Origin of the sequence: Aquimarina algicola (assembly GCF_006443095.1) — a bacterium.
GTDB lineage: Bacteria > Bacteroidota > Bacteroidia > Flavobacteriales > Flavobacteriaceae > Aquimarina > Aquimarina algicola.
This window is the reverse complement of the sequence record NZ_VFWZ01000003.1, coordinates 670,664-677,690: the sequence shown is the minus strand read 5'-3', so window position 1 is coordinate 677,690 and position 7,027 is coordinate 670,664. Positions and strand designations below refer to the sequence as shown.

The following is a 7,027-nucleotide window of genomic DNA, read 5'->3' as shown; positions in this document are numbered from 1 at the left end:
GTAAAAATGACAACTACATGGCAAAAGGTAAAAGGAGCGTATAAGATCAGAAAACGATTTGTAAGTCATAAAAAAATAATTGAAAAGACATTAAGCGGTAAACCAATTGACCCGGCATCACCCAATAATATAGAGACATCTTTTCTGTGGCCACAAGTGTCTACGTATCGAGGTATTGGTTATGTTGATCAGGATAACGGGCGTGTAGCAGTAGAATTAGTAGAACGCATAGATGCAGCTCCGTTATTTGCATTAAGTCATAAAGTTACAGGTACACTAGGATCAGTAGTAGCCGGGTTTGCAGGAATCACACAAGTATTTGATAGAGCAGAACAAGCAGTTGGTATATTGGGTTACCTACAAGGTTTGATGGGGATCAAAAAAGAAGCAGATGGGATTAAAAAAAATAATACGGTAAAAGTTAACCTAAGTGACGAAACCAAAAAACCGCACGAGTATGTACAAACTGGAGATATACAAACATTTCTAGATTATATTGAGAAAAAGATAGAATCCAAAATTGATAAAACATTCAAAGACCTTTTTGGTACAGAAGCTAAAATGGAAGCTGAATTTATAGGTTTCTGTAGTGCCAGTTATGAGTTTAAGGTCAATATCCTGAAAAAGATGATGTATCTCGACATTTTCGAAGAAAATGGCAGAAGCATACAACTCTCTGATCAACAAGAGCTGTCCTTTGGTCGAGATAAAGGGATTGACATTACCATTGCACTAAAAGCCAGTAGTATTGCCGAACAAAAATGGAGCCGATTGAATGAGTATATGCCACGATATTTGGGTGCTCCTTTTAAAGATACTAAAACCGAAGCACATATTAACGGGCAGGTGGCTGGGACGCTACTCTATGAACGTAATTTTAAATGGAAATTTGAAGCTAAACAACCTACTGTACAGGATACGATCTTGTTTACAGGAATTGCAGGGACTTTGTATATGAAAATTAAAATAGAATATAAAGATGAAGAAATTTTTGAAGAAGATGAAACTACGGTAGAATCTTGTAACCCAGATACTGAAGAAAAAAAAGATACTATTGTTGATGTAGAGGTGAGTAATAGTGATCCTGATTGTCCTGAAGAGAAGAAGCCTATCAAAGTAGAATTGATACCTGGCTTTACCATTAATTTTAAAGAACAACCTATCTTTGAACAATCTATGTGGGACTACCTAATGCGATAAAAAATGAAAAATTTAATTTTAATCTTATGTTCAATTTGCACCTTAGTTTCTTGTGCTCAAAAACAACAAACCAATAATGACACAAAAAATAAGACAATGAAAAACGAAGAAATAACTTTTGAAAATGTAATAGAAAAAACTTTGGAAAAAGTGAAGCACTATGAAAAAGAATCTCAATATTTTATACGTCCATTACAAAACAATTGTGTGTATGAACTATTGGTAAATGATTTTCCAGTCTACAAAGATTATGGGATAGAAAAATTAGGAACTCCTATCAATATTAATGGTGTTATTTTACAAAGCGGGCCGCAAACTGTTACAGTACGCTTATATCCACTTGGAGACGCTTTAAAACGTGCCTATGGTGAAGGAGAGACTATTACTACACTATTACCTAAAACCGAAATGAAAATAAAAGTAGTAAAATATGAGGCTTTTAATATCAGTGATGAATTAGAGGATGAAATTGTAGTTAAAGAGCATACCAGCCCTGCAAAAGAGGATTCAGAAGAATTTGAAGGAGCAGGATTACCCTATTACGAATATACTTTTACTTTTAATGCCGAAGTGCCATATAAAAATGAAGGTTGGTCAAACGGAGAGAATTTAACAAAATTTGAAAAGAATGAATTGGAAGGAAAGGTTCTTTCTTACTACAAGATGTATAAGAAGTTACATGCAGATAAAAAATTAGATAATATAATAAGATTGGAGTTTGATCAAGAATTAAGGAAAAGTAGAGCATTATATAAAAGTAGACAGGACATTGAAGATGTTTGGAATGAATATAAAAGTGAATTTGATTTTCAAAATTTAGAATATCAGCCTATTGAAAATTATGAATTAAGTTTTTATGGCAATGGTAAAGTGGTTTGTTTAAAATTTCCGAGTAAAGAACCTGTGGATAGAAGACATAGAGGGAAAGGAGCATTTTGGTTTAAATTTAAAAGAAGTGTAAATGGTTCCAAAAGAGCAAGGTGGACAAACATATATTTATACCTACCGAAAGGACAACCTTTAGATTCTTTACAAATGATTCCTTAAATGAGTAGTTTACAATATGTATTTATGATTTTTATTTTTTCTTCTTGTTTCGGGCAAACTAAAGAAAAACTCATGATACCCATACCAGAAGCTAGTAAAGATATAACGGTCGATAATTTTGTAGATAGCGTAGTTTCACAGATCAAACACTATGATAAAGAACCTATGTATTTTATACGTCCATTACAAAATAATTGTGTGTATGAGTTATTGGTCAATGATTACCCTGTTTATCAAGACTATGGAATAGAAAAACTAGCTACCCCTATCAATATCAATAGAGCAATTTTACAAAGTGGTTTACAAACCGTTACAGTGCGCTTATATCCATTAGGAGATGCATTAAAAGATGCTTATGGCGAAGGGGAAACCATTACTACCCTATTGCCTAAGACCGAAATGAAAATAAAGGTAGTAAAATATGAAGCCTTTAATATCAGTGATGAGTTAGAGGATGAAATTGTAGTAAAAGAGCATACCAGCCCTACAAAGGAGGGTTCAGAAGAATTTGAGGGAGCAGGATTACCCTATTATGAATATACCTTTACTTTTGAAGCGGAAGTCCCATATTCAATAAAAGGCTGGTCAGAAGGACAGGATTTAACCAAATTTGATAAAGATAAGCTTGAAAAAAAAATATTAAATTATTATAGTGAATATCTGAATATATACAAGGATAGTGATATAAATACCTTTCTAAGAATTAATTATTTATCGGAATTAAGACGAAGAAAATCACAATATAGAGATACCAAATATGTTCAAGATGTCTTGAAAGAATGTGAATTATTTGTTCAAGCTAAAAACAAAGAATTCCAACCTATAAAAGATTATGAAATTAAATTTTATGGCAACAGTAAAATTGTTGCACTAAAACATTCAAGTACAACCCCTTCTGATCCTAGATTAAGAGGAGAATCTTCTTTTTGGTTTTTATATGATAATGGAAGTGGATTAAGGGCTAATTTTCCAAACATATATTTATACCTGCCAAAAGGACAGCCTCTAGATTCTTTACAAATGATACCGTAAATGAGAAGTTTACAATATGTATTTATATTTTTTGTGTTCTCTTCTTGTTTCGGGCAAACTGGAGAAAGATATAGAATACCAATACCCGAAGAAAGTAAAGATATAACGGTCGATAATTAGTAGATTAATTAAAGATTTAGTCTTCTAAACAACGGATAAGTAATATCCAAATATTAGCCTTCATTATAATTTATTTACACTAGTAATTTACAGAATTTACTCTTTTTATAAGGTTAAATTAAAGCTTAAAAATTGACAAGGCTTAAGCATGTGATTCTGTATGCTTATATCATAAAATAAAAGAAATATAGAAAATCAATGAAAAAAGTAGTAAGCGTAACTTTAATACTATCTCTTTTGTGCAATAGTTGTGCCCAAGAAAGCGAAAATACTGAATATGTGTATTATGGGACAGGTCAATTACTTTCTAAAGGAGAGCTAATAAATGATAAAAAAGAAGGAGAGTGGAAAACGTTCAACGAAGAGGGAGATATAATTAGCAGAGAGCATTTCAAAAATAACAAAAGAGAAGGAAAAGCCATTTATTTCTTTGATAATGGCCATGAAGAAAGTGAAGGAAAACTTATTAAAGATTCTGTAAAAGTTGGAATGTGGAAAACCTATTATGAAAATGGAAATTTAAAAAAACTAGAGAACTACAATGTTAATGGAGGAAAGGTTGGTAAATGGGAATGGTATTATGAGAATGGGCAACTTGAACACGAAAGAAACTATTCTGATGAAGGAATTAAAACTGGTAAATGGGAGTGGTATTTTGAAAATGGTTCGTTGGAAGAGATTAAGTTTTACGATGAAAAAGGGAATCGAACAAATAAATGGATAGAGTATTACGATAATGATGCCATTTATGAAATAGCAGACTTTAATACCAATACTTTTATCAGATACTCTAAAGAAGGTAATAAAGTGATTGGAGAAGGTAAACTTAAAAATGGGGAGCCAGATGGAATATGGACGCTATTTCATTTAGATGGAAGTATTAGAAAGACTATTAACTTTAAAAGTGGTCAATTAGTCGGACCAACGATTAGTTATTTTAAAAACGGAAAAATAAGTGAGAAATGTGTTCACTTATCTGATAGTACTTATACAGGAGAGTTTTTAGAATATTTTGAAAACGGAGATTTAAAAACTCAGAGAGAATATGACCAAAATGGAAATGCTATTGGAATCTGGAAAGCTTTTTTTGACAATGGTAAACCACAAGAATTCAAAGAATATAATGATAAGAATTTAGGAATTGGAGAGTGGAAAGAGTACTATGAAAATGGGCAAATCAAAACACTAACACATTTTCCTTCTGGAATACATAAGGTATTTTATGAAGATGGCCAATTAATGATCCAAGGAAAAATGAAGAATTATAAGGAATCAGGTACTTGGAAAAAATATCATGAAAATGGGAATCTGCAAAGTGTAGTAGTTTATCCTAATGGAAAACATACCGAATATTTTTATGATGGTAAAACAATTAAAGCTAAAGGAACTTATAAAGATGCTAAAGAAACAGGTAAATGGATTGTTTATCATTATGAAGGAACTGTAGAAGAAGAAGGACTCATGGATAATGGTCAAAAAGTTGGAGATTGGAGAACATATTTTTATGATGGTAGATTAGAGAAGATATCAACTTACGAGAACAATAAAAAAGTGAGAGATGACTTTTATGGATATTACAATGATTTTAAAGACAGGTATTTGTCCTCAAAATTAGTTTTGATTGATCATAATGAATACAAGCTTACTAATTATTACATAACAGGAGAAGTTATAGCAGAAGGAGCATCAAACAGTTTAGGAGAAGCATCAGGTAGATGGAAAACATACTATAAAAATAAAAAATTAAAAAGTATACAATACTATGTCTATGGTCACCTTTCAGGAAAGGTTGTAGAGTATTTTGAAAATGGTAATTTGAAGTCTTCTTATTTTTATGATTTGCACATCCCCAATGGAGAATTTATAGAATACTACAATAATGGAAAAATTAAAAAAGAGGGGAGCTACAAATACGGTTCATTAGATGGACCGTACGTTGAATATGATAAAAGTGGGAATCTAAAACGAGAATGTGTTTATGAAAGAGGGGAAATAATCGAAGAGAACTAAGTACAGTTCCTTTTGTCTATTTATAAAAATTTTTCTGCTTGAATTTTAAAAAGAGTTCTCTTAAAATTCAGTTTAATTACAAATAACACAAATAACTAATACAGATTAATTTAAAAAAATGAAAAATCAAATAACAATAGTAATAGCATTAATATTAGCTTTAACATGCTTCTCTCAAGAAATACCAACATTAGATGTCAATGACGAAGATATAATGATTGAATCAACAGACATTGATAATTTCAATGAATTTTCAAATAATCGTATCGCTACTGCTGAGACAATCATTGTAAATGAAACCTTCACTGCACTAAAAGATATTGTTTTTAATAAGGATGCTTTGTTATTATATTCTAAAAGTGGTGAATTAATTAGCTATGATTTGGAAACGAATGAGCAGAATTGGTCTTTTAATTCGGATAATAATAATACATACGGTTCTTGTGACAATCAATTCTTTGTAAACAGAGGGGTTGTTTATATCCCATTTGCTAATGGACAGATATTTGCTTTAGATGGTGTAAACGGTAAAAAAATATGGCAAAGCAAAATTGGTATCGGTCAAAAAAAACGAATGATATCAGGACAAAAAGTGAAAATTTTCAACAATAAAATCTTCATCTCTTCTTTAAATAAAAATATCTATGCCTTAAGCAGTAAAGATGGTTCTTTACAATGGAATTACCAATTAGAGTTTGAATATAACATTATCCCAAACACAATGTTAAAAAACTATGTACTCGTACCCAATGCAGGTTATTTATATAATTTTAATGCAGATACAGGAAAAGCTTTATTTCAAAGAGGGTTTAAACTTCCTCTGTATTCCATTCCTACAATTAACAAAAATTCTTTATTTATAGCTGATACGGGTGGTAATTTATCTTCTTTCAAACCTGATGATTTATCTGTAAATTGGTCATTCAAACTCAAAGATGATCAAGGCGGTATTAAAAGTAAAATAAAAGTATTAGAAGATATCGTTTTTGTTGGATCACATAAAGGGAAGTCATTTTCTTCTGTTTATGCTTTGAATTCTTCAAATGGAACAGAGCTATGGAGAAAAGATTTTAAAGATGAAGATATAGATGATATTGAAATTTTAAGCAACAATGTATACGGATATACGAAAAGTGGAATACTGTTCGAATTAGATCATAAAACAGGGAAAAAGATATTTGAAATGGAATTGAAATATTTCCCTATATCTAACCTAATCAAAAAAACTGATCGAGAATTATTATACCATTCTAAAGAGGGGATTATTAAGATTGATCTAAAAGCTAAAAAAGCTAAAATTATAATCAAAGATATTAACTCTATAAAAACTGCTAGAGGTAAATCCTATATGGAAATTGTAAAGAAAAACTATTGAAAGCGATACGAATCTGATAATAGAAAATGAAGTTTGGAATTTATCTGATATTTTATCAATCGAGAAATTGATAAATAAGGCTAACAAAAATATTGGTATATTCACTCCGAACTGTTCCCAGATGGGGGAAAATCAGAATATTTAAAATGGTGATGGAAGGAATGACAAAACATCAAAGAATTAATTAGCAGTCAATGTACGAGAAAACAAAAATGTATGATAACATTTTGTTTTGCTAAGATA

General features: G+C 30.7%; 5 protein-coding genes. All 5 read left to right on the top strand.

The annotated features are described in order from the left end of the window. On the top strand, positions 1 to 1,200 hold a 1,200-nt coding region (locus FHK87_RS13760; RefSeq protein ID WP_226294240.1), incomplete at its 5' end, for a hypothetical protein. Positions 1,201 to 1,296: 96 nt separating this feature from the next. After that, positions 1,297 to 2,247, top strand: a complete 951-nt coding sequence (locus FHK87_RS13755) for a hypothetical protein (protein ID WP_140593908.1) — start codon at positions 1,297 to 1,299, stop codon at positions 2,245 to 2,247. Next, entirely contained in the window at positions 2,248 to 3,279 is a 1,032-nt protein-coding gene (locus FHK87_RS13750; protein WP_140593906.1) for a hypothetical protein, read from the top strand. Between the two features lie 318 nt (positions 3,280 to 3,597). Next, a complete protein-coding gene (locus FHK87_RS13745; RefSeq protein WP_140593904.1) occupies positions 3,598 to 5,409 on the top strand; it encodes a toxin-antitoxin system YwqK family antitoxin in 1,812 nt (603 codons plus the stop codon). Positions 5,410 to 5,527: 118 nt separating this feature from the next. Next, positions 5,528 to 6,784, top strand: coding sequence for an outer membrane protein assembly factor BamB family protein (locus tag FHK87_RS13740; RefSeq protein WP_140593902.1), 1,257 nt, complete (start codon positions 5,528 to 5,530; stop codon positions 6,782 to 6,784). The last annotated feature ends 243 nt before the right edge of the window (positions 6,785 to 7,027 follow it).

What these genes read in the sequence shown, in the direction of transcription:
- FHK87_RS13755 (WP_140593908.1), top strand. Translation starts at nt 1,297, where the DNA reads ATGAAAAACGAAGAAATAACTTTTGAAAATGTAATAGAAAAAACTTTG.
- FHK87_RS13750 (WP_140593906.1), top strand. Translation starts at nt 2,248, where the DNA reads ATGAGTAGTTTACAATATGTATTTATGATTTTTATTTTTTCTTCTTGT.
- FHK87_RS13745 (WP_140593904.1), top strand. Translation starts at nt 3,598, where the DNA reads ATGAAAAAAGTAGTAAGCGTAACTTTAATACTATCTCTTTTGTGCAAT.
- FHK87_RS13740 (WP_140593902.1), top strand. Translation starts at nt 5,528, where the DNA reads ATGAAAAATCAAATAACAATAGTAATAGCATTAATATTAGCTTTAACA.